This window comes from Granulicella cerasi, assembly GCF_025685575.1.
GTDB classification, from domain to species: domain Bacteria; phylum Acidobacteriota; class Terriglobia; order Terriglobales; family Acidobacteriaceae; genus Granulicella; species Granulicella cerasi.
Window position 1 is genome coordinate 1 of the sequence record NZ_JAGSYD010000005.1, and the last position, 24,916, is coordinate 24,916.

General features: G+C 58.6%; 13 protein-coding genes. 5 read left to right on the forward strand and 8 right to left on the reverse strand.

Annotated features, from left to right (window positions below):
* Positions 1–1,934 precede the first annotated feature (1,934 nt).
* Together OHL11_RS15205 and OHL11_RS15210 are read left to right on the forward strand one after the other, a co-directional pair.
* Positions 1,935–2,399, forward strand: a complete 465-nt coding sequence (locus OHL11_RS15205; protein ID WP_263372387.1) for a lysozyme — start codon at positions 1,935–1,937, stop codon at positions 2,397–2,399.
* Complete coding sequence (locus tag OHL11_RS15210) at positions 2,377–2,850, forward strand: hypothetical protein (protein ID WP_263372388.1); 474 nt, start codon at positions 2,377–2,379, stop codon at positions 2,848–2,850. Before OHL11_RS15205 ends, OHL11_RS15210 begins: the two co-directional genes overlap by 23 nt.
* A gap of 58 nt (positions 2,851–2,908) precedes the next feature.
* Here the strand turns inward: OHL11_RS15210 and OHL11_RS15215 are convergent, their stop codons facing one another.
* From OHL11_RS15215 to OHL11_RS15240, 6 genes are all read right to left on the reverse strand, one after another.
* On the reverse strand, positions 2,909–3,487 hold the full coding sequence (locus OHL11_RS15215) for a hypothetical protein (protein ID WP_263372389.1): 579 nt from the start codon (positions 3,485–3,487) through the stop codon (positions 2,909–2,911).
* Between the two features lie 3 nt (positions 3,488–3,490).
* Entirely contained in the window at positions 3,491–3,799 is a 309-nt protein-coding gene (locus OHL11_RS15220; protein ID WP_263372390.1) for a hypothetical protein, read from the reverse strand.
* A 185-nt stretch (positions 3,800–3,984) separates the two neighbouring features.
* The gene (locus OHL11_RS15225) at positions 3,985–4,314 is read right to left on the reverse strand and encodes a DUF1493 family protein (protein ID WP_263372391.1); all 330 of its coding nucleotides are present in this window, start codon (positions 4,312–4,314) and stop codon (positions 3,985–3,987) included.
* Positions 4,315–4,961: 647 nt separating this feature from the next.
* Positions 4,962–9,530, reverse strand: a complete 4,569-nt coding sequence (locus OHL11_RS15230; protein ID WP_263372392.1) for an RHS repeat domain-containing protein — start codon at positions 9,528–9,530, stop codon at positions 4,962–4,964.
* A 1,088-nt stretch (positions 9,531–10,618) separates the two neighbouring features.
* Complete coding sequence (locus OHL11_RS15235; RefSeq protein WP_263372393.1) at positions 10,619–11,893, reverse strand: MFS transporter; 1,275 nt, start codon at positions 11,891–11,893, stop codon at positions 10,619–10,621.
* Between the two features lie 29 nt (positions 11,894–11,922).
* Entirely contained in the window at positions 11,923–12,963 is a 1,041-nt protein-coding gene (locus OHL11_RS15240; protein WP_263372394.1) for an NAD(P)-dependent alcohol dehydrogenase, read from the reverse strand.
* Positions 12,964–13,070: 107 nt separating this feature from the next.
* On the opposite strand from OHL11_RS15240, the gene OHL11_RS15245 reads away from it, so the two are divergent.
* From OHL11_RS15245 to ppk1, 3 genes are all read left to right on the forward strand, one after another.
* Positions 13,071–13,985, forward strand: coding sequence for an AraC family transcriptional regulator (locus OHL11_RS15245; RefSeq protein WP_263372395.1), 915 nt, complete (start codon positions 13,071–13,073; stop codon positions 13,983–13,985).
* A gap of 24 nt (positions 13,986–14,009) precedes the next feature.
* Positions 14,010–14,405, forward strand: coding sequence for a VOC family protein (locus tag OHL11_RS15250; protein WP_263372396.1), 396 nt, complete (start codon positions 14,010–14,012; stop codon positions 14,403–14,405).
* Positions 14,406–14,493: 88 nt separating this feature from the next.
* Entirely contained in the window at positions 14,494–16,725 is a 2,232-nt protein-coding gene (ppk1, locus tag OHL11_RS15255; protein WP_263372397.1) for a polyphosphate kinase 1, read from the forward strand.
* A 6-nt stretch (positions 16,726–16,731) separates the two neighbouring features.
* On the opposite strand, the gene OHL11_RS15260 is transcribed toward ppk1, so the two are convergent.
* A complete protein-coding gene (locus OHL11_RS15260; protein WP_263372398.1) occupies positions 16,732–19,461 on the reverse strand; it encodes a protease pro-enzyme activation domain-containing protein in 2,730 nt (909 codons plus the stop codon).
* 130 nt (positions 19,462–19,591) lie between these two features.
* Positions 19,592–24,865: an Ig-like domain repeat protein gene (locus tag OHL11_RS15265; protein WP_263372399.1), complete on the reverse strand. Its 5,274-nt coding sequence runs from the start codon at positions 24,863–24,865 to the stop codon at positions 19,592–19,594.
* Positions 24,866–24,916: the final 51 nt, after the last annotated feature.

Here is a 24,916-nt window from a genome sequence, read left to right on the forward strand (position 1 = left end):
AACATTTGCGATGAACTCGTAGCGACCAACGGAACATATACGACGGTCTATGAGTCGCGATACTCGTGCAACTACACATGGACGCTCGACAAGAGTATCGGTGAAGTTCTCAGCGACATCCTCAACGGTGCTGCCGGTCGCATGTCCTACATCGATGGCGAATGGTTCTTATTCCCCGGTACGTTCGTTGGGTCATCCGCTTCGTTCGATTCTTCTCAGCTCATCGCCGCACCTGACTGGTCATCGCAACGCAAATTCAGGGACAAGTGCAACCGCGTTCAAGGTACATATATCGCTGCGTCCTATCCCTACAACGTCAGTGGTAATGGCTACGACAACACAACGCTGACTCAAGACAACTTCAACCTTGGGTTCCAACCCTGTTCCTATCCGGCGTTTGCATGTGACACGAATCACGGCTACGCAGCCGACCAGTATTTAGCCGAAGACAACAACGTCGAGTTGGTTCAGACGCTCGACCTTTCGAGCGTTCTCAGCGTGGCTCAAGCCCAACGTGTCGCGAAGATCTCGCTGCTGCGCAATCGTCAGCAAGGAAGCGGAACACNCAAGCTGCTCGAAGTAACGAAGATGGATGTCAGTATCGTGAACGGCGACGGCGGTGCTCCGCAAATTCAGGTTGCATTGTCCGTGCAAGAGACCGACCCGAGCGTCTACGTGTGGAACGCAACCGACGAGCTGAACCTCCACAACGTCGAAGTCTCACCAATTGCTGGCAGTGGTGTCACCTCACCACCAACGAACCTCGTTCTGACCTCATCTTCAGCGACTGCATTGGTTCAACCTGATGGCACCGTGATCCCTAGGATCGAGTTGACATGGGATACACCGGCTGACGTCCGCGTCACCGGTATCGAAGTGCAATGGCAGCTCACAGGCGCAACGACATGGAACGATGGTGGCACGGTCTCCGTTGCATCGAACGTCGCCTACATCCCTGCGGTGTCTGGTCAGACCTATGACGTGCGTATACGGTCGGTGCGTTCAGGTGCTCAGTCCGTATGGGTGGAACTCGACGGGTTCACGGCTGGATTGGTGTTAGCAACTCAGACGCAGGACGGCTTTGGCATCGGCTCGCTCGTCGGGGAAGCGTACCCCAATGACACAGCGGCGATTGTGTGTATGCCTTTCAACGCGAACGTAGGACAGCTCTCACTCTCCATCTTTCCCGCTGGCGAGGTCACGATCACAACCGATGGAACGGTTGGTGGTTCGGGTGCCGCGCTCAAACAGCAGACCCTTTACTACGTGTACTACGTCGATCAGAGTTATGTCGGTGGCAATGTCACACCGATAACCACAACCAACAAGGTTGATTTCCAAGGGAAACTTGGATATTTCCTCGTTGACTCAATCATCACTCCCTACGTATCGAGCACAGGAACAAGCGGCTCCGCTTTGTATTACCCGTCTTCCTTCAGTGACACCGGCACACGTTCAACCACCAATCCGGGTCAGGCGTTTGACGGTGACCTCTCGACATATGCGTATGTCTCTGGTGCCACCACTTCAACGACGTGGACGACAGGCGAAGGAACCTTCCAAGGGTTCCCAAACATCGCTCTTTCATCTGCTTCGACGCTCACCATCAACGCCTCTGGAAGGATTGTTGGAGATGGTGGAACCGTCGGTGCGACGATCACCTACGGCAGTACTACCGCCACGGTCATCAATGAGACAGCGACGTTCGCGCAGCAAGCCTTCACGGTGACGATCCCGGCCAATACACCGCTTAACACCATCAGCGTATACGTCTGGGCTTACTCCGCTGTGAACCTTGACTCGAGTTCTGGTCCTGAACCTGTGACACCCAGCCCCGGCTCCGGTGGATCAGGTATCGCTTCAGGCGGCACAACGTACGAACCAGCGACTGCGTTCTTGAGCCCCTACGAAATCTACGTTCAGGGATAATCGATATGCAAATCAGTGAAACAGGCCTTCGGCTAACGAAGAGCTTCGAAGGACTGCGTCTGCGTGCCTATCAGGACTCCACAGGCGTATGGACGATTGGCTACGGATCAACAACGAACGTGAAACCGCGCCAGGTCATCACGCAGCAGCAGGCTGATGAACGCCTTCGTGTCGATATGGCTACCGCCGAACACGCGGTCAACATCGGCGTCCGCGTTGTTCTCACACAGAACCAGTTCGATGCCCTACTGGACTTCGCTTTCAACGAAGGCATCGGCAGCTTCCTCCACTCAACTCTTCGTGAGTTGGTCAATGAGGGCAAGTTTGCCGAGGCCGCGCTTGAGTTCAGCAAATGGACGAAGGCTGGTGGCAAGGTACTCGAAGGACTCGTTAAAAGGCGAGCTGCTGAAGCGGCTCTATTCACATCACCCGTAAAGCAGGAACAGAATGAACACACCCATCACCCATAGCGAGTCCCTTCAAGACTTGATGACCGCCGTTTCAACGACCATCGCCAAACATTTGAAGGGATCAATCGATGCTCTCAAGGAAGACCGCGCTGACCGACATCGAGTCGCCAACCTCGCTCAATCGGCGAATGACCTAGCCATCGGGAACAAATCCCGCATCGATGCACTTGATGTCCGAATGCAAGCCTTGATAGGTGATGGCACAGGTGAGAACGGCAAGCTCGCGGCGATGACCAAGAGCCAACTTCAAACCCAGCTCGGCGTTGAAGAGTTGAAGGGTGACGTAAAGCAGATCAAGGACACGGTCGCTGACCTGAAGAGCATCGGTGAGCAATCGAAGTCCGCGATTAGCGGCGGTCGAGCCTTGATGACAACCCTTGGACTGCTCAGCACATTCATCGCTGTTGTCGGTGGTGTAGTCGCTGGCATCCTTTGGGTCTATAAACACTAGAACAATGAACATGAAATGAAGAAGCCCCTCTGCCTGTATGGTGGAGGGGCTTTCATTATTAGCTTTCGAATCCAAGCTCAACCCTTATCACCTCTTCGACACGCCTTAAGGCGGCATACAGTGATGCGGGCACATGGCGTGTCTGGGTTAGGGTTCCATTGTCAAACAGCCTCTTAGCAGTTGTAACCTGCTTCATGAACTCAAGAAGGGCAATGTTAATTTCATTCCCGCAGAGAAGGTTAGCTTTAGCCCTTGTCACGAAGCTTCCCTCCAATGTATCAACAAGCTTCTGTGCGAATTCAAATGCTGCGGCTTCATTCTTGAGTTGCAAGCTACCTATATACGCCATGAACGCGTCATCTATTGCTGCAACATCTGAGAAAGATTCAACCAGAGCATCCCTCTTCATCTCCCACATCCGCTGCTTATTCCAGAACTCATCACCGATGCGAGCCTCAATAGCTTTGGTCGCTTCAGTGGTGGCCTTCACCTGCTTGACCAACTCCTCCAGCTCTTCACGTACGGCGATGTTCTCGCCCTTACGCTTCAAGTAAGACGCTAGAAAAGCACCAGCTCCAGCCGCGATTAACGTCTGGAGCCAGTTGGGAATGAAGTTCAATGCTGATGGCGCGTCCATGCCCTACTTCTCAGCCTTCTTCGCAGCCGCAGCCCAGCGTTTCTTTTGCGCCGCTGCGATCTTGGCACGAGCCTCTTCACTCATTGGCTTACGTTTCTTTCGCCTCGTCGCGATAGGTGCAATCACCGCGTTAACGCTGCCCTTCGGACGGCCACGTCCACGCTTAGGTGCCGTGGCTTCGCCGCCTGAGATGAGGTCACGCGCTGATTGAAGGCGAGCGACCTCGGCCTGTAGACGGGCGATTTCTGTGTCGAGCTGCTTGAGGAGGGTGGAGGAGATGTTCATGGCGTTGATTTTAACGTCAACCGGCAATAATCCAGGAACGCCACCACCCGGCGTGCTCCCGCGATCTCCAGCATGGCAGGCTGCCACGACACCCCACCCACCGGCGTCGAGATACTTGTCAGACGGTTCGCGATCTCAGAAAAATTCATTGGGCTTCCTTCCCAGCCGAGCATAACGAGGCCACTCTTCGGAGCGGCCCTGATATGACACTTCTATGCCGGTTGGTCGAACCAGCGCCCATTGATAGCCGACTGGATCAGGTCCCCGATCCGCAACTCCCGGCGTTCTTCTGTACTTCGTTTTTTGCTGCTGAAGGCATAGAGGATATGGTTGAAAAGGCCGCCCCCTTCAGGACCGATATACCTGTTCAGGTTGATCTTTTCCGCCGGAACTCTATACCTCCTGCACAGTTCGCCGATCAGCTCGACCGCATCATCCCCGTCTATCCCAAGCTGATAGAAGGTCTTCTCCGGTGTTATGCTGCTTTCTGGTCTGCCGGTCTTCTTGGCTACCAAGGCGATCACTTCTTGTTCTGTCGTCATCTTCCCGGTCTCCTACCAGAAGTCGTCCCCGTTATCTGCTACGCAGTTCAGGTACTTGTTTGCGCTGTAGATCAGTGTCGCCTCACCGAGGATTGGCACCCACCGTCCAACCACGCCGCCTAGAACGCCTGAAGTGGCAAGCGGGTTCATCAAAGTAGGAGCCCACGTCGCCTCGATCGACTGAGGTAAAACGGCTCGGAAGAACGATGATGCCAAAGACGTCCCTGGAGTCATACCTGCAAACTTGCCAGCGGTAGAGAGAGCATTTGTTCCTGCCGCTACCGCAGCTCCTCCAGCGGCTGCACTAGGAGCCGAACCCGCTACACAGGACTTGACGGCTTTCCAGAAATCCTTTGGAGGATTTTGATTCCCGTTATTTGGGGCAACAACGGGATGATCTAGCTCACCTGCAATGCCACTCAACAGCATCATCAGCGATGTGCCCAGATTGCCGCAATGAAGTATAGGAAGAGTAGAAATGTGGCTATGCAAACGACGACAGCTTTCGCTGATGAGTGAGGCTGTTTGACGCCAGTAAAGCCTTTGTAGGCGTACATACCAGCCCTCACCGACGCGCAAAGCAGGATGACCGCACCGAGAGCAGCACCCCAGTTCCCGATATAGTCGCTCCCGAGAGGTCCTCCCATCTATCCACCTACCTTGCAATTATTTCTCACGTATGCACCGTGTCCAAATGCCCATGATCCGATGTGGCCTTCAAAATAGCCGCCAGCCCAACTATTGCCCCCAACAAAGCCAGCCTGAAAACCTGCGAACGGTCCGGCGCTTATGTTGCCTCCTATGAAAAGAAACATGCCCTGGAACAGGCTTTCGCCTCGATTCGCGCCAAGTAGGGTTTTTGTCGCTCCGGCTCCGGCGGATAGACCCTCCCCGACCCAGCCTTCCCCAATCGCACCGGCGGAGCGGCCTTCTTGAGAATCTTGTTCAGTGATCACGCCACCCATCGCGCCGCCAGCACCGATGTCGCCTTCCGCTCCGGAGAAGTAGAACGTCCCTCCACAGATACCTTTGTTCTGCTGTGGGTTACTTGGGGCACCACCGCCGGCCCCTACGGCGTTATAGCCAGCTCCGGGAGAGTAGGGTACGTTACCCGTGCTGAAAGATCCAACGGAACAGTCGGTTACCCATCCCATCTGCATTGCCGTTGATCCGTCCGCTTCCTGTGCAGTGCCGACTTGCGTGTAGTAGTGATAACAGCCATTCTGATCATAAAAATTTCCGACAAAACCTAGCGGATCAATGAATGACATCGGGTTATTTGAGACATATGCATACCGATTCAAACTTTGCGGGTTGCTCACATCATAGCTTCCCGCATACGGATCGGGGCTCAACCACGTTCCCGACAACGGCGAGTAGTCGCGGAACATTGCGTGAACAGTTCCATCGTTGTTGACGTCAAGGCCGGTGTAATGAGCAGAGTCGTTAGCGGTGTTTATCGGTGCGCTAGTGCCATCCCCGAATGGCAGAGATGAGTACGAGTCCTCGACCGTGCCATTCGCAGACGTCTGGAGACGGGACGTTCCTAAATGATCCTGATGACGGTAGTGAAAGTTGCCACTGTAGTAGTACCCAAGCTGCGCACCATTGAAATATACCTGTTCGCTCTGCACGATACCCGATGTATCGAGGGTCGCCACACGGCTACCAGCAGGATTGAACAAATACTGGCTCGTGCTGCCAGAACTCGTAATGGCTACACGCCGATTCAGCGCATCGAACGTGCTCGTCGAGGACGCGAAGCCTCCAACCGATATGACATTGCCTTCAGCGTCATACGTATAGGTGTAAAGACCATCCGAGGTCATGTTTCCGGCTGCATCGTACGAGTATGACAATCCACTAGCTGAACGAGTTGAACTTGCTAGTGTAGAAATCTGGTTGTTGGGGTTGAACGTAGCTGCGACAGAGGGATCACCCGTCGAAGAGGTCTGGCTCAGACGGTTGCCGTAGCGGTCGTATCCATAGGTGAAGTTCTGCGATGCACCTGCGGTCACGGTCTTCATTGTCAGACGGTTGAAGTCGTCATAGCCGTAGTTCATGGACTGATTCAATACCGAGTCCCAACCGCTGGTCATGCGCTGGCCTGACCACGTTGCGGACATCCCATATAGGGTAATCCCACCGGAGCAGTTCGTGCTCGATGAACCGGAGCAAATCCAACTCGCATTCAAACGATTCAGCAAGTCATACGTGTTGACGGCATTCAAACCGTTGTCGTAAGACGCAGAGGCCAAGCCACCCACTCCGTATGTTGCACCAGTGACGAGCGTGGTGGCTGTATTGCCAAGAGTGCTTGTGAGGCTTGTCGGTTCGGACGCGATGTCATAACCGTAGCCGCTCGTGCGCCCCGCTCCATCCGATGCGGTCAGCAGATTGCCAATCTGGTCATATGTGAATCCCTGCTGCGTGACCAAACCACTGGTGCAGTCTGATACCGCGCAGTTCATCGAGAGACGTACACGACCACCAGCATCGTAACCGTAGTAGGTTGTGGCTCCTCCATTCGAGAACGAGGTCAACTGCCCCTTGTAGGAGCCAAGGCTCGTTCCATTCACCGAAGCTTGATCGTAGTTGAAGTACTTGGTTGGAGTGCCATCGTCATAGCTGATCGAGATGACGCGCGAAGCCTTATCGTATTGAGTCGTCGTCGTCGTCGTGACGGAAGCACTGCTCTGATTCGCCTTTGGCTTCACGCGCGTCACAATAAGGCCGGTGGAGTTCGAGCTATAGCTATAGGTCGTCGTACCCGACTCCGGCTCCGTCACGCTTGTTGTGCGGCCAAGACCGTCAGTGATGAATACACGCTGCTGGCTTCCCTGTGTCACTGTTGTCTTATGATTCATCAGGTCGTAGGCATAGGTGGTCAGGAAGCCCGTTCCAGCGATGTCCATTCCGCAATCAACAGGAGCGTCGTTGTTTGCTAGTGTGACGCTTGAAACTTCACAAACCGCGACGAGCCGTCCCATGCCATCCCGCTTGTACATTTTGGTGACACCATTCTGGTCGCTTACCTTCTCTGTTTGCCCCTTGTAAACGTGAGTGACGGGAATCGGATCAGAGGTTCGGACACTAAGAAGGCGACCTACTGCGTCATAGGAGTAAGCAACGCCGTTCGTGTTGCAGTTTTGAGAAGCGGAGTCAGGATTGCCCTCGTATCTGTTGCTCTGGAACGAAACGCGTCCATTGCCGTCGTAGCAAGTATCTTGCAAATACCAATTCGAGCTTGACTTCTCAACCGCCGTGCGATTCAAGCGACCGTATGCGTCGTAGAAACTTTCAGTGGTCTCAGTGCCTTGCACCATCGGGCGCGTCTGAATCGTCTTATTCACCGTATGAATCAACGTGGCATTGGCGGTGCCTACTGCACCATTCAGCTCTGTTGGGAATGAGTAGCCGGTCGGCCTCAACATACTGTCGAAACCTGTAATCGCGACCGATTGATTGTTCGCATCCGTACTCTTCGTCTGAATACCGGTATACGTGGCGTCATAGGTCGCTCCAGTGGAAAGGGCGACACCGCTGGAAGGCGTGGGCATCTGCACATTCTGGATATAGGTATCGGTGGCGTCGTGTGTATACGTCGTCGTGCCGTTGATCGGGTCAGTCGACGAGGTTATGACACCAGCATCATCATGTTTGTACGTCGTGTGGTACGAGGTGGCACTGTCCGCATAGCTGTAAACGGAGGTCAGATTACCCGGTAGGGTTGTTGGCGCTGTGGTGTGAGACGGAAGCCCGGATGTCGGGCTAGCCGTAGTTTCGTCATAACCATAGGCCGTCATAGAAAAGCTTGAGACAGCGTTCGAAGAGTCGACGCAACCGTGTGTCGTGCTCCAGCAATCGATAGTGATGAGCGGTGTGCCGCCTAGAACACCAACTTTTCGTTCTTCGATAGCCATTGCAGCACCCGAACTGGATGCTCCGAATGCAGAGAAGGTCTGCGAGGAATACAGACCTGATCTTGTGTCGTATGTCATGTCTAAGGCTTTGTACGCCACTCCGTCATATCCATCGGTCTGGTGGGTGTAGATGACCGGAGCTGTGATCGCTGAAGCAACACAGGAGCTTGATGTAACCGCATAGCAGATTTGTGTTGAGCGGATTGCGGTCCCAGCGGTCGTCGAGTTGTAGCTCAGCACCTGCGTTACATAGTCATAACTACGGTACGTCCCGTCAGGCATCTTCGGGTCTACGAAGTCATAGGCGGTGAGGTAAGTTCCATCGTTCACATCGGTGTGAGTAAGGTTTGTTCCCGCAGACGTACGCGTGTAGGACACCGAGGATGCCGCCGAACTGGATACGCCTGTAGTCGTCCGTGTCAGCCCCGCCGCGCTGCCGTCGGTACAGTTGATGCCGTAGTTGCTGCCAGTGTAGGCATACTGGATCGTGCCGCCCGTAGGCAGCTTGATCGAGGCGACACGCCCGGTGGTGTTTGAAGCGTTTCCAGGCGTCGATTCATACGTGAACGCGTAATAGCTGCCGTCAGGGAACGTAATACGGTCTACAAGCGATTGAGAAGTCGCTGGATATTCTGCGACTCCAGAGCAGCCGAACGCCGTCTGAACCGTACGCGTGGCGTAACTCATGACGACAGATTGAGAGTTGCCAGTCGTATCGGTGTAAGTGAAGTTGGTTGCCGAAGGAGCCACACCGCTTACAGTCAAAGCAATCGCACCGGTCGTGTCGGTGAAATGGCCTGCCGTATCAATCGTAATCTGGTTACCGTTGCCATCTGTGATGGTGCCGCCATCAGTACCCGTCGAGGTCGGATGAAATGTCACACCACTCGGACTGACGATTGTGCCGTGAGCTAGAGCTGTTGTGAGGACATAGCCCGAACCGTCAGACGCTGGCTCTGTATCCTCGCCGGAGTTCGTAGGACAGTAGTCCGCATTCCCTGTGACCACAACATCATTGTTGGGAAAAGCGTGCCTCGCACCAAATTTATCTTTATACACCCAATTAGAGTAGTTAGTAATTCTGCATGTGACCGTCGTTTGGCGGCCAGTCTCTCCGACAACGGTCATAGTCTGGGTCGTATTATTGGTGTCGTGCGAAAGATACCCAATGGTACTTGTCGTATCTTCCTGCCATCCCCACGTCTGGCTTACAGGTGACCAAGTCGATGTTCCGCTGGTCGAAGACTGCATCCAAACCGAGCTATCGAAAGCCAGCGCGTAATCGAAGTTCATCCCGCGACCGGGCTTGGACAATACCGGAACACTCAGGTGCACATTCAAATTGCCGACGTTGACGGTATCCGCGCCTAGCGACTGGAAGGCTCCATAAGCGTAGGTGCCAGTCGCTACCTGCGCGGAAGCATCGCCGATGAAGAAGTGCAGAAAAGCGCAACGACGAGGAATCTCAACAGTCGCAAGGGGTGGTTCTCCTGAGTGGTTGTGTGCGAGTATACAGGCTATCCATCGATAGTCAAACTACCTATCGGAGAATGAGTAGAGGTTCACCTCGGCTCACAGAGCCTCACCATCTGGTCGCTATCCAGTTTCAGGAACACAACTCCCATCCCCCTGTCTCATCCCGCGTTCAACGGACTCACGATCCTCTAGACAAGTCATCCCACGACCTCGTCGGATCAGACCTTCTAGCTGATGGTCGTGTTCTACCTTGCATTCATAGAGGACTTGAGTCCCATCGTGGAAGGTCCGTCGCCACGAATCGAACAGGCGTTCGTACCGGATTTGGACTCGATACGTGACCGGAGGAAGACCACGGCGTGCATCTTCGATGGACTTCCTTCGTTGCTCTCCGTGGGGATAGGCGAGGACTGAAAAGCCTCAAGGCTCCATCCGGCTCCAATGTTGTTTGGGTCATTCGCCATAAAGCGAATATCAAGCGAAAACTGGGTGTGGATTTAGAAAACTAATGGTCTCGAAAATTGCACTGAAGCATGGTGTCAGCCCGCCGAGTGCAGCTAGTGAAACGTGGACGTTGATGCGCCTGTGGACGACCTCTGCCTCTGTTGGGCAAAAGCTAAACGCATGTACAAAACGTGAACTTTTATGGCTCTATAGGCTCTAAAAGCTCCCAAAACGTCCATTTTTTGACACCTAACTCTCTGATTCCATGACTATTCAGGTTCTGTCACGGCAGAGGTCGCGGGTTCGAGCCCCGTCGTCCCCGCCACTACTCTCAAGTAGTGTGCGTATGAAGAAGATAGACCCCACGGTGTTGAGGCTTTGCCTCCGCACCGTTTCTGTTTTATCCCTTGCCAAAAGAAAACCGCGCACCCGAAGATGCGCGGTTCCGCCATGCCGACGGTCTAGTGTTCGATCAGATCGGCTGTTCGCAGGTGCCGGGGTTGATCGACGCGAATGAAGAGCGTCAGCACCGCAGCGGCAAAGTACAGGACCGCGTAGGCGATCACCACCGAGCGCGTGCCGCCATGCGGCAGCAGGATCGTTGCCAGCGCCGGACCGCAGAAGTTCGCCAGACCACCACCGAGGTTCTGCACAGACACCGCCGCGCCCTTGTGCTTCGGAGCCATCACCGGGAAGATCGCGCCCATGGGCACAAACGATGTCACCGTAAGCGCGAACAGGAGCGCCGCGATCACCGCGACGGGGGTGTTGTTGTGGAAGTGCACGGGCAGGAAGTAGAACAGCAGCGTCGCCGTGCCGCAGCCGACGAAGCCGACCCAACGCATCTGCCGCATCCAGCCGATGCGGTCGCCGATCAGTCCCCAGACGATGTTCGACATCGGCTGAATCAGAAAGAAGGTACCCCAGATGCGAATCCACTGCTCCGTCGTGAAGCCAACCTCGCTCGACGTGTAGAAGAGCGGCATGATGACTGGGAAACCGAAGAGCGAGAGATTGCAGATGATGCGCGTGATCAGCGCGAGACCGATGTTGCGGTCCTCGAAGATCAGCGTCAGGCCTTTGCTCAGTTCGGCCAGCTTGTTGGTGGAGGCAGGAGCCACCTGCTTGCTCGGCCGCAGAAACAGAATGATGATGCCGCCCACCGCCACCCAGGCCATCGACATCCAAAGCGTCGGCAGGAATCCGAACTTTGGCACGGTGAACGATGGCAGATACGATCCCACGATTCCGTAGCCGACGGTGAACATCGCCCACACCCAGCCAATGGCCGAAGCGAGTCGCGCGGGCGGCGCGACCTGCACCACCCACACGAAGAAGCCATAGAAGAACAGCGGGTACGCAAAGCCGCGAATGCCATAGCAGAGCGCCGTCATCGGCAAGCTCAGTCGCTCAAGCCCGAAGTGCAGGAAGCATGCATGGAATACGAGCCACCACGTGATGCCACAAAGCATCACGCGGCGTGGTGTGAACATCTCCGCCAACACACCTGAGAGCCACGCCGAGATCGCCGCGGCCAGTCCATAGACCGTGAAGACGAGCGAAGCATGTTCCTTCGTGAACCCAAGGTCCACGAGGTACTTCGAGAGAAATGCCTGTTCAATACCGTCGCCCGTCATGCAGAAGACAATGGCGATATAGCCGGCCACGAGCGCGAGTGGCATACCAAGCCAAACGCGCTCCTGCCGTGCATCGAGGTTGTGAGAAGTGTTGGTCAAAGGAAACATCCTGACGACTGAAAAACGAGCTAGAGTTCTGGAAATCCGATCTGGATCTTGATGTCCGTCGGACGAGCTTCAGCGGCGCGTTCAAACGCAGCGACGCTCTCCTCGAAGCTGAAGAGCTCCGAGATCAGAGGCTTCAAGTCGACCTTGCCGGACGCGATCAACGCGATGGCTTTGTCATAGACGTTTGCGTAGCGGAAGACCGTCTCGATGGTGACCTCACGCGCCTGCGCGCTCACCACGTCGAACAGCACTGGCTCAATCGGCATACCCACCAACACGACCCTGCCCGCAGGGGCTACGCTGTCCAGCAGCGTTTCGAAGGCCTTCGGGCTGCCCGAGCACTCAAGCAGCACATCCGCTCCCCAGCCATCGGTCAACTCCATCACACGATCGCGCAGCAAAGTCTCGCGCACGTTCACCGCAATGATGCCCTCGTATTGCGCGGCGATCTGCAGCTTTGCGTCAGCGATGTCCGCCACGATGACACGCGATGCGCCTCCAGCCAAAACGGCCAGCGCCACCATGATGCCGATCGGACCTGCGCCAATCACGACCGCCGTATCGCCAGGTTTCAGATGCGCCTTCGTCGCAGCCTGCAGCCCCACAGCAAACGGTTCTACCATCGCAGCTTCGCCGAACGAAACATTGTCCGGCAGCTTGAACGTGTACGCAGCCGGATGAACGACCTCCGGCATGAGGCAACCGTGTATCGGCGGCGTAGCCCAGAAGCTCACGGCGGGATCCAGGTTGTAGAAGCCCATGCGCGACGCACGCGAGTTCGGATCGGGAATGCCCGGCTCCATGCAGACGCGGTCGCCTGGCTTCAGGTGCTTAACCGCTGAGCCAACGCTCACTACGGTGCCAGCGGCCTCATGGCCAAGAATCATCGGTTCCTTCACCACAAACGGCCCGATCTTGCCGTGCAGATAATAGTGAACGTCGCTGCCGCAAACGCCCACGCGAGCGATCTTGATCTTCACATCATGCGGTCCAACTACTTGCGGAACATCGATTTCCCGCAGTGAAAGTTGCTTCGTAGCTTCCAGTACCAGAGCCTTCATAACCCCTCCAACAGAGGACAAAGTACGCACGTGAATATAGAGTTGGCTACTATCTGGTTTGCGGCAAACTGATACTATTTTTCATGCTTCGGAAGGGAGAAACGCGCGTGAGCAAGGGCACTTCCTCGATCACCGCGATGCGCCTCACAGGCCAGCCCTCATCCCGCGAGGTAGTGCTGCTCGGCGCCGAAAGCGCGCTCAAATGGCACCAGCACGACTACCCTTCCCCGCTGGCACGCTGGAACCACCACCCTGAATTTGAGATTCACATGATCGCCCAAGGCGAAGGCCGCGTGCTCGTCGGCGACTACCTCGGTGATTACAGCTCAGGCCACCTCGCTATCATCGGCAGCAATCTCCCGCATCACTGGATCAGCAGCGAGACCACCAAGCAGATTGATCGCGATACCGTCCTGCAGTTCGACGGCGAACTCCTGCTGCACACGCTCGAAGCTCTTCCCGACGCCGCGGAACTCCGCTCGCTGCTGGATCGCGCTTCTCGTGGACTGGAGTTCCACGGCGAAAGCCGTCGCCTCGCCGCGAAAGAGTTGATGGCCATCGGCAGCACGCAAGGCCTTGAGCGCCTCAGCCATTTCCTGCGCCTGCTCTCACTGCTCGCCAACGCGCCCGCCCGCGACTGCGCTGTGCTTGCCAGCGAGTGGTTCGCGCCGCATCTCGACGCCGCCACGCTTCCTATCGTCGATCGCGTGCTCCAATACATCACACGCCATCTTGATGGCGAACTCCGCATGGTCGACGCTGCACAACTCGTCGGCATGACTGGGCCTACCTTTTCGCGCTTCTTCAAACGCAGCCTGGGCCGCGGCTTTAATGAGACCGTCTGCACCATGCGCCTGGTCAACGCTTGTCGTTTACTCCGTGAAACGACCGTGCCGATCTCCACCATTTGCTACGAGGTCGGCTTCCAGAATCTCTCCAACTTCAATCGCTGCTTCCAACGTGAGGTCGGCAGCACACCCAGCGGATATCGCAAGAAGCCGAAGCGCTGGGCCAGTCGCTAACCCGCACGCCTGAAAGGATCCCCCTTGCTCGATCACATCATCCTCCCCGTCACGGATCTCGAACGCTCCATCGCCTTCTACAAGGCAGCGCTCGCGCCACTCGGCATCACGAAGAAGCATGATTACGACGGCAAAGACGGTCCCGCAGGACACCCCGACCTCAAAGGCTTCGGAGCCAATGGAAAGCTCTTCTTCTGGCTGAAGGAAGGCTCTCCTTACCGCCCCACATTGCGTATCGGGTTCGTCGCCTCCAGCAAGGAGGAGGTGGATGCCGCCTACGCGGCTGCGATGGCCGCAGGTGCCACCGATGAAGATCCGCCCTCGGCCAAGCTGCACTATGACCCGCGCTACTACGCCGCCAATGTGCTTGACCCCGACGGCTACAGTCTGGAGTTCGTCTACAAAAGCTGGCAACACTAAGCCACGGCACCATCGTGAGTACCTGTTCGTAGGCAGATGTTCATCAAACTGAGCAAGCCTATGCGTTAGCCTGTACATCCAACGATCAGTGGCTACGAAAAACGAAAAACTCGAAGGCAAGAAGAGCGCGCAAGAGTCGCGCCTGGCATCAGCACCCAGCAGTCGTTTCGTGAACCGCGACGAGAGCTGGATGCTCTTCAACACGCGCGTGCTGGAGGAAGTCGATGACGCGACCAATCCTCTGCTCGAGCGATTGAAGTTCCTCGCGATCACATCGTCCAACCTCGACGAGTTCATGGAAATCCGCGTTGCCGGCACGCTGCAGCAACTGGAAGAAGACGCCGGTCATGTCGAAAAACGCGATGAAGGCGGGCTCACCCCGACCGAAAGACTCGCGCGCCTCACCGACATCATCCAGCGTTTTACCGCCGAACAGGCTCGTTCTTGGAAGGACCGTCTGGAGCCAGAGCTCGCACGGAACGGCATCCACATCCTCCGCTGGAAAGACCTCAGGACGAGTGAGAAGGCCTTCGCGACACGCTACTTTCACGAGCAGATCGATCCCCTGCTCACGCCCGTCACGATCGACCCGTCGCACCCGTTTCCGCGTGTACTGAATAAGGCGCTTTGCATCGCGCTGTTACTACGGCATAAGCGCAAGCCCGTAGGACGCGCACCGATGAAGACCATCGGCGTCGTGACGATTCCTCGCTCGCTTCCGAGCACGGTAGCCCTGCCTGAGCGCAAAGGACAACAGAATTTCCTCCTCATCGATGACCTCATCGAAGCGCACGTGGAACCGATGTTCCGCGGTTATAGCGTGCTGAATCGCGCGGCGTTCCGCGTCACGCGCAACTCCAACCTCTACATGGAAGAGGAAGAAAGCCGCTCGGTTTTGGAGAGCGTGCGCGAGGAACTGCACAACCGTCGCAAAGGCGATGTGGTGCGTCTCGAGATCACGGCCTCAGCCGACGAAGAGATCTGCGAAGCGCTGCGTACCAACTTCGAACTCGATGAGTGGCAGGTTTTTCGTACCGACGCGCCGATCAACCTCACGCGCTTCATGGAGATTTACTCCCGCGTCAAAGCGCCTGAACTGAAGTTTCCGGAGTTCCACGGTCGTCGTCCGAAGCTCGCTGGCCCTGAAGCGCTCTTCGAGTCCCTGCGCCACAACGACATGATGTTGCACCACCCGTTCGATAGCTTCTCTACGGTGGAGAACTTCATCGAGTCGGCGATCACCGACCCCAACGTCATCTCGATCAAGCAGACTCTTTATCGCACCAGCGCGGACTCACCGATCTTTCGCGCACTCGTCGATGCTGCACAGACGCGCGAGACCGACGTAACGGTCGTCGTCGAACTGATGGCACGCTTCGATGAAGCCTCCAACATCCGATGGGCGCGCGAACTCGAGAACGCGGGTGTTCAAGTCTTCCACGGAATCTTTGGCTACAAGACGCACTGCAAACTCGCGCTCATTGTGCGCCGCGATCCGGATGGAGTCATCCGCTCCTACGCGCATCTTGGCACAGGCAATTACAACCCCATCACCGCGCGCTTCTACACCGACATCAGTCTTCTCACCGCACGCACCGAGATCACCGAAGCGGTTCGTAACGTCTTCCGCTACCTCACGGCGGACTGGCAAGGTTCGACCAACACCTATCGTCCTCTGCTCGTCGCACCGGTCACGCTCGCGGAAGACATTCTCGCGTTGATCCGCCGTGAAGCGCAGCACGCCCGCGAAGGCAAGCCCGCACGCATCATCGCCAAGATGAACGCGCTGCTCGACCTCAAGACGATTGAAGCTCTCTACGATGCATCACAAGCAGGCGTTGATATCGACCTCATCATTCGCGGCATGTGCGCGCTGCGTCCCGGCGTCCCCGGCATGAGTGAGCGCATCCGCGTGCGCTCCATCATTGGCCGCTTCCTCGAGCACTCGCGCATCTTCTGGTTCGACAATGGTGGCGAAAGCGAAGTGTATGTCGGTTCGGCGGACTGGATGTCGCGCAACCTCTACGAGCGCTGCGAGGCGGTCTTCCCTATCCTCGACCCTGCGTTGAAGAAGCAGCTTCGCGAAGACATCCTCGAGATCTACCTGCGTGACACCGCGAAGGCGCGCCTCATGCAAGCGGACGGAACCTACATCCGTCCGTTGCGGGTGAAGACGTCGTTGAACTCGCAGGAATGGTTGATGGAGCGCTCGCGAGACGCTTCGGGTCAAGTGCCGACTCCCACTCCGCAAACTGCCGCGAAGACGACGAAGCCGCGCACTCCGAAGAAGCGCACGGCTCAGCCAAACATCGAATCGTAGATTTGCCTACTGCACTACGACGCTCACCGTCGAGTTGCGCGTCACCGAAGTTCCATTCACGGTGCCAGTCGCCGAAACGGTGATGGAGTACGTCCCTGTGGGCGTGGGCGTCGTCTTCGAAGCGATGGAGGTCGGGGTCGTCGCGCCTGACGTGCAGCCCGTCATGCTCGCCGCAAAGCACGCAGCGAGCATAGCGCAAGAGACCCAACGGACACGACCGCGTCCGCGCATCGCGAACGGCAGGAGCAACAGCGTCAACGCGCCCATACCGTAGAGCGTGCTGAACGAGGCGAGCTTACTCTGCGCCAGGCCGCCCGTGTAAGCCAGCACAGTCAGGGTCGTCGATACCGGTGCGGTGCCGGTAATGTTCACCGAAGTGCTGCTCAGCACCAGTTGCCCCGCGAAGGTGCTGCTTGAGCTCAGCGTGAAGTTGACCGTGCCCGTAAAGCCATTCGCCGGCGTCACGGTGAGGACAACGCCCTGCGACGTTGCACCCGAGCTTACATTGATGGTGCTCTTTGTCGGCGTAAGGCTGAATCCGCTGGTGCTCGCAGCTGTCACCGTAATGCTGAAAGCGCCCACCGAACCCGCGTAAGTAGCGTCACCGCCGTAGGAGGCCTGTACGAGATGCGTACCTGAGGTGAATCCCGCAGTCGCTAACGTATACGTGGCGATCCCATTGGAGAGCGAACCCGTTCCCACGACCGCCCCGTCTACGACGAATTGCATCGTTCCGGTGGGTGTTGCTGTCGTGCTGGAAAATACGCTGCTCACCGTCGCCGTGAGCGTGATGCTCGTTCCGGCGGCCACAGTGCTTGCCGAACCGGCCACGTCTACGCGCGAGCTCGCCGTGCCTGCCGTCGCCGTTGCCGTCGGGGTCACCAGAGACCAGTCATTCACCAGATTGCCGGCATCGACAGAACCAATGCCCGACGCGAGATCGTAGCCCGTGGCTGCGGTGTAGCCGATCGTGCCACCGCTTGCGCAATTGGTTGTGCCCGTTGTGCAAGGCACCGCATTCGTCCCGGAGGTGATGTCGTGGAACACGCCCGAAGCGTAGCTGCTCGCGGCGAGCGCGTAGAGCTGGTTGTTCGCTACGCCCACGCGTCCCTGCTTCTGCACCACCAGCGCCATCATGCCCGCGAAGACCGGCGAAGCGATGCTCGTTCCTCCGGTGACGGTCGGCGTGCCCGACGCATTCAGGAAGCCGTTCGTGCACGCACCCTGATTGCAGAAAACATACGGATCGTGACTCCCCGAAGCGGCGAGCGAGAGATCCGGAACATCGCGAGTACCATCGGCCGACACGGTGACACCGAAGATCGTTCCCGCCTGCCACGAAGGCTTCGAGAAGTACGCACTCGTGCCGCCGCCACCCGCAGAAAGCGTCGAACCGTTGGCGGTGTCGTTCCACACGACCTCAGGCACATAGCTCACAAGCGAACCCGCCGCTGACCCGTTGGAGCTACTCCAGTAGGATCCGCTTCCTTCGTTCAGCTCCGTGCCACCTACGGCGGTCACGTAGGGCGAAGATCCTGGGAAATCTACCGCCAAACCATACTGGGCCGTGGTGACGCCAGCATCACAATCTGCCGCACCAGAATCTCCCGCAGGCGACACAATCGTGATGCCCTCGGCTGCGCCCTGCTGCAAGAGCTGGTTGTAATATGCCAACTGCGAAACGCCAAGATCAGCCTCGCAGGTGCCGTAGCTGTTCGCGATGATCGGTGCAAGGTTGTTGTCGATCGCTTCCGTGATCGAACCGTTCAACACATCGGTCGCGGTTACGAAAAGGATCGTCGCGCTGGGTGCCATCGCGCCCGCCCATTCGATGTCCGACTCAGACTCGTTCACATCGCTCGTCGAGCTGTAGCCGGGGTCGACGCCATAAAGCTGCACCGTCGCCGCATTGGCCGTGAGCCCCGCCGCTGTACGAAACGCCGCGATGTCTGCGGGGTAGATCTCCGTCTGGCCAACGACAGCAATCGTCACCCCGGAACCATTCGTTCCCGCCGAGATCAGCCCTGAGACGTCGTATATCGTGTACAGATCGCCGGGAGCAAGATAGTGTGTTCCGGCCGCGGTGTACTGCGGCTTCAGCACGTCCTGCGGAGCTCCAAACGCGCGACGCGGCTGTGCCACAAAATCGTCCAGTCCACCCACGGAAGAGACAGCCGCCGCCAACGCCGTCGGCAACGAGACTGCGCTGGTGTTCGCGATATGCGAAACGCCGCGGGTCTTCACTTGCGAAATCGTCGTCCCGAAGGCGGCTTCAGCTTGCGAGACCGTGCCCGAGAAGGAAATGAACTGTCCGCCGCGCGCCGACTTCGTTACGGTGAAGCCCTGCGACTTGAGCCAAGCCTGCGCCTTGGCAAGATCGGTCGGAGCCGCACCAAACTGAGAAGCAAACGCCTCTGGCGAAAGCCACTGGTGATACTGCGCCGATGCCGGGTTCTGCTGATTCGCGAGCAGTTGCTTCAACGCTGAGGTCTGCGCATCCGTCATGCTGAACCGCAACGTCATGTGCGGCAGCACGCGGTCACTCGCGGCAGCGCCCGTCACCTGCGCCGAACGCAAACGCGGTGAAGCGGCCTGCACGGCCACACGCTGGCTATTGTCGATCGCTCCTACGCGCGCTTGCGGCACCGTCTGCGCCGCTACCGGGAGCACCGCTCCCAGCATCGCTGTTGCCATCGCCAAATACCGCATCGGAGCCCCAATCACCTGCGTCGCCATACGTTTCCCGCACTTCTCAGCCGCAAACCGCCGGCCGCACACCAAGGAGTATCTCCGCCGATTTCTGGCTGCACCTGAAGTTGCTTGCTGGAGAGAGAGTTCCAATGTAACGCTCTACCCTCGTTTGACGCTACTGCACCGTGACGGAGTACGAGACCGTGTGATGGTTTGTGGTGCGGCCATCGGTTCCAGAACCCGTAATCGTGAACTGCAGCGTTCCAGAAGGTGTTCCACTGGTCGACGACGTTCCGCCGCCGGAGCCGGTCGTCGTTCCTTCGGAGTTCACCGTGGTGCAGCCCATCGCGCCGGTCAGCAGGACAGTAGCCAGCGCAAAGAACATGAGAGAGGTCCCCTTCCACTGCTTACGACGGCGCCCCACCAGCCAGCCGAGCATCGCAAGCACGCCTGCGCCGCCCGCAAACTCGATGTCATACGGTCCGTGACGTAACTCCGCCTTGGCAGCGGTCGTCGTGATCGTCATGGTCGTGATGCCACCGCCGCCGGTCAGCACCGTTGGGCTGAAGGTGCAGGTCGTGTAAGAGGTCGAAGGCACCACGCAGCCCATCACCACGCTTCCCGTGAAGCCATACTGCGCGGCGATCGTCGCCAGCGCCGTAACAGTCTGGCCCTTTGTCTTCGAAGCGCTCGTCGGCGACAACTGCAGCGTGAAGTCCTGGATCGTCACCGAGACGGAAGATGAATCGGAACTGGAGAAGTACGTCGATCCCGCGAACGAAGCGGTGATCGTATGCGGCCCGGCAGCCAGGCCGGTCGTCTGGATGCTTGCCGTAGCCGTCTGCGTACCTGCAGCGGTAAGCGTGGCAGAACCGATCGCCGTCTGGATTCCGCTTGCGGTGTCGTAGAAGGTCACCGTACCGGAAGGCACACCGGGGTTCGAGTTCGAAGTCGATGCCACCGAGGTCACCAGCGCGGTGAACACTTCATTCGACCCCTGCAAGGCAGTGCTGTAGTTCGCCGAAACGGCGGTCGTCGTTGTCGCGGGTGGAATCGCGAGCGTCGTCACCGAAGAGGTGCTGCCCGCGCAGTTCGTGTCGCCGAGGTAGATCGCGTAAATCTTGTAGGAAGTCGTCGTCGGCACAGTCAGCGAGTAGCTGGCCTGGTTGGAACTCAGCAGCTGGGTCGATACGGCTGATCCGTTGACGTAGAACGTCACGCCGCCCGTGCAGGTTGCGTTCGTCGTGGCGTACGCGAAGGCGACGTAGGCAGTCAGCGTTTCCTGCACGCCCGCCGTCGGCGTCGTGGGAGTCGCTCCGAGGTTCGTCACCGTGACCACCTTCGTCACGAGCAGACCCGCCGACGACGAAAGTCCCGTGCAGCTGAAGTTCGTGCCCGTGCAGGTGGCGGTGACCGTGTAGTTGCCCGCCGCCGGAGCCTGGAAGGTCACCGACGCTGATGCGGTCGTCGTGCTCGTCGTATTTAGCGTCGCCACGTAAACGATGTTCGATCCGCCGGCGTTCGGAGTCAGCGTAAAGGTCACCGTGCCCGCCGGCCCCGTCGTGCCGCTCGTGGGAATCGCCGTCAGTCCGATCGACAGCGTCACGCTCGATCCATACGGGACCGATTGCGGGCTCACCGACAGCGCGAAGTTTGCGGTGGCCGTGGAAGACACCGTCACCGCCGTGGCCGAGGAGGTGCTCGTCGCGTAGGTGGCATCGCCGCTGTACACCGCGGTGATGTTCTGCGTTCCCGCCGTCGTCAGCGTCACGGTCAGGCTTGCGGCTCCGCTTGCGAGGCTCGCCGTACCCAGTGTTCCCTGCGTTGCGGAAACAAAAGTCACCGTGCCCGTCGGCACCGTGGTCGAACTCGTCGCACCCGACGCAACCTTGGCCGTCAGCGTGACGCTCCCACCAGAGCTGACGGAACTCGCGCTTGAGGTCAGCGTCGTCGTCGAAGCTACCGTGCCGCTCGCTGCGGCTGTCGCCACCGCCGCGCTCGTGCTCGAACTGTACGTAGAGTCACCCGAGTACACCGCATAGTAGGTATGCGCGGTCGTGCTGCTGAGCGTGGTTGTGGTGAAGGTGCCGGTTGCCGTGGTGCCCGAAACCACCAGCGTGGCCGCGGGCGTCAGCGCCACACCGTCCTGGTAGAACGTCACCGTTCCCGTTGGCGTCGTCGTGCCCGAGAACACAACCGTCGCCTTGAGTGTCGTGAGACTGCCCGAAACCGGAGGATTCGGCGAAACGGCAAGCGTTGTCGTGGTCGTCGTGGCTCCAGATGCCGCAGTCGAGACCGCCGCACTCGTGCTTGCCGCATAGGTCCCGTCGCCCGAATAAGCGGCGGAGTAGCTGTGCGTCGAAGTGCCGGAAAGCACCGTAGAGGTGTAGGTCGCCGTGCCGCTCGTCACCGTCGCAGCGGGCGTCAACGCCACACCATCCTGGTAGAACGTTACCGTTCCTGTCGGGGCTGTCGTGCCGCTGTAGGCGATCGTCGCCGTCAGTGTCGTCAGACTGCCAGAGACCGGCGGGTTCGGCGTCACTGTCAGCGTTGTCGTGGTCGCTGTTCCGCTTGTCGCGGCGGTAGTCACGGCCGCGCTGGTGCTGGTCGCGTACGTCGTATCGCCGGAGTACTTCGCGGTATAGCTGTGGGCCGCCGCGCTCGAGAGGGCCGTCGAGGTGAACGTAGCTGCGCCGTTCGTCACCGTCGCCGTTGGCGTCAGGGCGACTCCATCCTGATAGAAAATCACGGTGCCCGTCGGTGCGGTCGTGCCGGAGAACCCAATCGCAGCGGTCAGCGTTGTCAGGCTGCCAGCCACCGGAGGATTCGGCGAAACGGTCAGCTTCGTGGTTGTCGCTGTTCCGCTCGACGCAGCCGTGGCGACCGCCGCACTCGTGCTGGTCGTGAAGTTCGAATCCCCGGAGTAGACCGCGTAGAAGCTATGCGCGGTGGTGCTGCTCAGGGTTGTCGAAGTGTAAGCCGCGACGCCATTAGCAACCGTCGCGGTGGGCGAAAGCGCCGCACCATCGAGATAGAACGTCACCGTGCCTGTCGGTGCGGTCGTCCCCGTGTACCCGATCGCTGCGGTCAGCGTCGTCAGGCTACCCGCTACCGGCGGGTTCGGCGAAACCGTCAACGTGGTCGTCGTCGCGGTTCCCTTGGACGCAGCGGTGGCTACGGAGGGCGATGTACTCGTCGCGTACGTGGAGTCGCCGCCATAGACCGCGTAATAGGTGTGCGCCGTTGTGCTGCTCAGCGTCGTTGAGGTGAAGGTTGCGACCCCGCCCGCCAGCGTACCCGTCGGAGAGAGCGCCGCACCGTCCTGATAGAAGGTCACGGTGCCCGTCGGGGTGGTGGTCGTTCCTGTAGCCCCGGAAACCACCGTTGCAGTCAGCGTCGTGGTCGAACCGCTCGCAGGCTGCGTCGGATTGATCGCGAGCGCGGTCGTGGAAGCGGTGGAGCCGGTGGTCGTCTGGGCGTTCGAGCTTGCGCTCAGATAATTCGAGTCGCCTTGATACGTTGCGACGTAGCTGTGCGTGCTGCTCGATGGCGTAGTCACCGTCAATGTCGTCGTACCGCTTGCGAGCGTAGCCGCCCCCAGACTGCTGGAGCCATCAGCAATCGTCACATTGCCGCTCGGCACAGGATAGGTGCCGCCCAGTCCGGTCACCGTCACCGTGAACGCCGTCGTCCCCGCGGACGCATTCGCCGTGGAGCTCAGCGAAACCGTCGGTGTCGCCTGCGTCACTGTGTAATTGACCTGTGCGGGCGTGTAGCAGGAGAAGTCCGAACTGGTGCTCACGCACGAGGCCAGCAGCACGATGTTGCCTGCCTTTACCGCTGGCGCCGTCACCGTCGCGCTGGTCGATGCGCCCGAACCGGCAAGCGCCGTCGAGTAAGTATTCGTGTCCGTAGTGCCCTGCGGCGCGAGCGTCGCCGTGCCCGTCGGCGTTCCTACGCCTGACTTCGACGTCGCCGTGATCAGCACCGACATCTTCCCGCCCAGCGGCGAGGAGGCTGCAGGGGTCGCGGTGATCGAAAGCTCTTCCGGGCCGACCGAGAACGACGTATTCGAGCTCGACCCCGCATAAGTGGAGTCGCCCGAGTACGCAGCGGTCACGGTGTAGGCGTAGTTCGCCGCGAGCTGGTTCGTCGTGATGCTCGCCGTTCCATTGGAGAGCGTGACAGGACCGAGCGTGACGCCCGTGCTCATCGTCCAGGTGACGGTGCCCGACGGCACCACTCCGCCACCGTTGCCGGAGGTGTCCTTCACGGTCGAGCTGAAAGTGATGTTCTGGCCGTGGGTCGCTCCAGAGTTATCCAGCGTCACCGAGGTGTAGGTCGAGTTCGTCCCGCGTGGATAGAGCTTCGCCAGCGTTGCGAGGTCGAGCGTACCGAGCCCCGTCGTCGGCTCCCAGTTGCCGGGCGTGATCGTAGAGCTTCCGTCCGGCTGCGTGAACAACCCCTTCTCCGGAGCCAGTTCATAGATCGTCGTCGCGATATTGCCGAGACGCGAGCCAGAGGGCATCTCCGCGAGAATGCTCTCAAGCGTCGTTGACAGCGCCTCAAGGCTCGAAACCGTGAAGTCTGGAATATGCCGCAAACCGTCCGCGGGCAAGCCGCTCGCCGTTTGCCAGGTTGGACGCGGCTCTTCGCTCAGCACCCCGAGTTCAGTTCCCGCCGTCGTCACCGCAGCAAGTCCCTGCGAGAAGACTCCCGGCAAACCCACGTCCGCCGTCGTGCCACCAGCGTCGACGAGCACGGTGATGCCTTGCGCGGCGGCCTGCTCCAGCAGCAGCCGCAGGGTCTCCTGCTCGTTGTCGGTGAACTCCGAAGCTGTCGCCGCCGAATGAATTACCAGCACCTTGGCCGTGTTGGCGTTGATCGCCTCAGCAAGGTCCTCGAAGGATCCACGTCCCGTCGAAGCAACAGCAGAACCATCAGCCACCAGCGCAAACGGATGCGTCTCCGGCAAGGTCGTCATGCCGCTCACCAGCAGGACGTCGTTGGCAAGCGTTGTCGGAATCGTCGGCTGAACCGTCGCGTCCACGTATTCCTGGCCACTCAACGCCACGCGATGCAGCGCAGGCGCAAACGCCGCTTCGACGCCCGATCGATTTCCAGAAAGCGCGACACCTGTACCTTGCGCGCTCGTCACCTGAAGATTGTTCTTCGCCGCGTAGCTATGCAGCGAGGTCAACTGCGCGTCGGTCGCCCCGAACTGCGTAGTGAACTGCGCAGGCGTCAACCATTGGTGATAGTTCGCGTTCCCACTCGTCTGCAGATCGGCAAGATAGCTCTTCAGTGAAGCTTCGCGGTCGCTCGTCGGCCGTAGATAGACGCGCGCTTTCACCGGCGTACTCGCGGGCAGAACACCCAGATCGGTTGTGGAGGCGGCAGCAGCGTACTTCTGCCCGGCACCGGCCAGAGGCAACAGCGCAGCAGCCATTACGGTAGAAACCCGAAGAAACCGGCAGAAGGACAGCAAATTTTTCATAAC